Origin of the sequence: Rhizobium sp. BR 317, assembly GCF_047445835.1 — a bacterium.
GTDB classification, from domain to species: Bacteria; Pseudomonadota; Alphaproteobacteria; order Rhizobiales; family Rhizobiaceae; genus Rhizobium; species Rhizobium paranaense.
Genome location: NZ_JARWLB010000066.1, coordinates 1 through 3,594 on the forward strand (window position 1 = coordinate 1; position 3,594 = coordinate 3,594).

At 60.2% G+C, this 3,594-nt stretch carries 4 protein-coding genes; all 4 read left to right on the top strand.

The annotated features are described in order from the left end of the window. Positions 1 to 729 (top strand): substrate-binding domain-containing protein (locus QD357_RS31500; RefSeq protein ID WP_414125898.1); only part of this gene is annotated, 729 nt, incomplete at its 5' end. 64 nt (positions 730 to 793) lie between these two features. Next, positions 794 to 1,828, top strand: a complete 1,035-nt coding sequence (locus QD357_RS31505; RefSeq protein WP_414125899.1) for an aldo/keto reductase — start codon at positions 794 to 796, stop codon at positions 1,826 to 1,828. 5 nt (positions 1,829 to 1,833) lie between these two features. After that, positions 1,834 to 3,117 (top strand): 3-oxo-isoapionate-4-phosphate decarboxylase OiaX, encoded by a 1,284-nt coding sequence (oiaX, locus tag QD357_RS31510; RefSeq protein ID WP_414125900.1) that lies wholly within the window; start codon positions 1,834 to 1,836, stop codon positions 3,115 to 3,117. 3 nt (positions 3,118 to 3,120) lie between these two features. Then, the coding region (locus QD357_RS31515) for an aldo/keto reductase (RefSeq protein WP_414125901.1) at positions 3,121 to 3,594 on the top strand (474 nt) is incomplete at its 3' end.

The following is a 3,594-nucleotide window of genomic DNA, read 5'->3' on the forward strand; positions in this document are numbered from 1 at the left end:
CAATTCAACGCGATCATCATGTCACCGTTCGACCTCGAGGCCTCGGCACCGCCGATCGAAAAGGCCGCCGAAGCGAAAATCCCGCTTATCGTGTCKGCGCTCAAGACCAAGTMGACGAAATACACCGCGTCCATCATCGTTAACGATACCGAAGGCGGCCGGATCATCGCTGAGGAACTCGCCAAGCGCCTTCCGAACGGCGGCAACGTCGTCCTCATGGAGGGTCCGATCGGCCAGTCGGCCCAKATCGAGCGCCGCGCAGGCATCGACGCTGGTCTCGCCAAGTTCCCGAACMTCAAGCTCATCGAAGACAAGACAGGCAACTGGAGCCGCGCCGAGGGTCAGGCGCTCATGGAGAACTGGTTGCTCGCGCACCCGGGTGAGATCAACGGCGTCCTTGCGGAAAACGACGAGATGGCGCTTGGCGCGATCGAAGCCATGAAGAGCGCCGGCATCGATCTCAAGACCGTTCCCGTTCTTGCGATCGACGGCATCCCGGACGCAAAGCGCGCCGTGAAGAAGGGCGAGATGGCGGTCAGTCTCTACAAGTACGCCCGCGCCGAAGGCCAGGGCGCGGTCGACCTCGCACTGCGGGCGATCAAGGGCGAGAGCTACAAGCCACAGTCCGAAATCTGGGGCTCGCTGATGGAATGGAAGGGCGGCACCGAGAAGGACTACGTCGTGCCGTGGCTCGTGCTCGATTCCACCAATGTCGAGAAGTACATGTAATCGGACAACGGCGGACGGCCCATACGGCCGTCCGCCTTACACCAGGGAAATAGGATCGACCATCATGTTGAAGAGAAAAGTTGGAAAGACCGATGTGACGCTGACCTCGCTAGGGCTGGGTACCTCGCCGCTCGGCGGGTGCAATGTCGATGTGAGCTTCCAGACTTTCGAGGCGGTCGTCCTCAAGGCATACGACTTGGGTGTCCGCTATTTCGACACCGCGCCCCTTTACGGCCTTGGAAAGTCCGAGCATTCCCTCGGCCATGTCCTTCGCAACAACGATCTCATCGGCAAGGTCGTGGTCAGCACCAAGGCGGGGCGGATACTCAAGCCGGAAAGCCGCGCAAAGCGCGCCGAGAGCCTTTACGGCATCGACTGGGTGAAGGCGCTGCCATTCGTCGATGACTACKACTATTCCTATGACGGCATCATGCGCGCTTTCGAAGATAGCCAGCAGCGCCTGGGTATGGACCACATTGACATCCTCTATCTCCACGACGTGAGCGGCGAATGGCACCGCGAGGCGTATAGCACCCACCTTTCGGCGCTGAGATCGAGCGGTTACAAGGCGTGTGACGAGCTGCKCAGCACAGGCTCCGTGAAGGCCATCGGCCTCGGCGTCAATGAAACCGCGTCGGTCCTGCAGGTGGCAGAGGAATTTGATCTCGACTGCTCCATGGTCGCCGGGCGCTACACCCTGCTCAACCACGGCGCTCTMGATCATTTCTATCCAGAAATGCAGCGTCGCGGCATCGGTATCATTGCGGCTGGCATCTACAACTMCGGCATCCTCGCCGAGGGTAGCAAGTCGATGACAACCACCCGCACCTACGATTGCCAGCCCGCGCCTGAAGCGATCGTCCGCAAGGTCGAGGCGCTCGAAGCCGTCTGCGAGCGCCATGGCGTCTCGCTTGCGACTGCAGCGACACAATTTGTCTACGCACATCCTGCAGTGACCGCGGTGGTTCAGGGAGCGCTGGCGCCCGAACACGTCGCCGCAAACGTCGCCGCGATCTCGACGCCGGTTCCGGCTGCGTTCTGGGCCGACCTGAAGTMGTCCGGCCTCATCCCTGAAGCCGCGCCAGTTCCGGAGGCATGATAGCGATGGATCTGGCTCAGCGCAGGCCCTCGGACATTCTGGTCACCTATCGGATTGAGACCGCCGGGAGCGCTGAGGCCTTGGCGGTCAAGATCGGAAGCGACMAGTCGACGGGTACATTTGTTGACCTGCCCGGAGAGACGCCGCAACTGAAGGCGCGCGCGGCCGCGCGCGTGGTCGCTTTCGAGAAACTGGACTCTGTTGAGGTTCCCTCGCTCCCTGCAGCGGGCGAAGTMTTCAACCGAGCGKAGACAACAATCGCCTATCCCCTGGAGGCTGTCGGAACTGACCTCGCGGCAGTCACCACGGTTGCATTGGGCGGGGTCTGGTCGATCAAGGAATTCACCGGGCTGAGGGTCATCGGCCTGCAGCTGCCTCCAGAGTTTGAAGGCGTCTACCCGGGGCCTCAATTTGGGATCGAAGGCTCCCGGCGTCTGACAGGCGTCTACAATAGGCCAATCATCGGCACGATCATCAAGCCCGCGCTCKGCCTCACCCCGGACGAAACGGCGCAGGTGGTTGCTGAACTCGTCGCGTCCGGTGTCGACTTCATCAAGGACGACGAGAAACTGATGTCGCCACCGTACTCCTCGTTGGAGGCGCGGGTGAAAGCGATCATGCCGATCATCCGGGATCAGGAGCAGCGCACCGGCAAGAAGGTGATGTATGCCTTCGGCATTTCCGACGTCGATCCCGACGAGATGGTTCGCAAGCACGACCTGGTCGTGCGCGAGGGTGGAAACGCCGCTGTCATCAACATCAATTCGATCGGCATGGGCGCTTTTCTGTTCCTGCGTCGGCGGTCGTCCCTTGTCTTGCACGCCCATCGCAACGGCTGGGATCTTCTCACCCGACATCCTGGTCTTGKGTTCKATTTCTCGGTCTACCAACAGCTTTGGCGACTTCTCGGCGTCGACCAATTCCAGATCAACKGCATTGCCGCCAAATACTGGGAGCCGGACGCGTCTTTCGTTCAGTCGTTCCATGATCTCCAGAAACCKATCTTMAGTGATGCCGACCGCCCGTTACCGGTCGTTTGTTCGGGTCAATGGGGTGGACAGGCGCCTGAGACCTATCGAAGGACGGAGCAGACGCTTGACCACCTTTACCTTTGTGGTGGTGGCGTCGTCAGCCATCCCRGCGGGCCGTCGGCGGGTGTCAGAGCGGTTCGTGCGGCCTGGGATGCCGCGGTCGCCGGAATCGATCTCCATGAATATGCCAAATCTCATCCAGAGCTGGCGCAGTCGCTCGCCAAGTTCGGCTCTAAAACCGTATCAGAAGGAAGATGACAGATGGAATATCGTCGGCTTGGCCGGTCAGGTCTCAAAATTTCGCAACTGGTTCTTGGTTGCATGAGTTTCGGCGTCGCCGATCGCGGCAACCATGCTTGGACCTTGTCCGAAGACGACAGTAGGCCATTTATCAAAGAGGCACTCGAACAGGGCATAAACTGCTTCGACACGGCCAATGCCTACTCGGACGGCACCAGCGAGGAKATCATCGGCAAGCTGCTMAGGGAGATGGTGCAGCGTGATGAGGTTGTCATTGCCACCAAGGTCTACGGCAAGATGCGCAACGGAGCGAATGCGGTCGGACTTTCCCGCAAGGCAATCATCGCGGAGGCTGAGGCCAGCCTCAAGCGGCTKGCGACCGACTACATCGACCTCTACCAAATTCATTTCTGGGACAATTCGACCCCGATCGAAGAGACGCTGGAAGCGCTGACCGATCTCGTTCGAAGCGGCAAGGTTCGCTACATCGGAGCC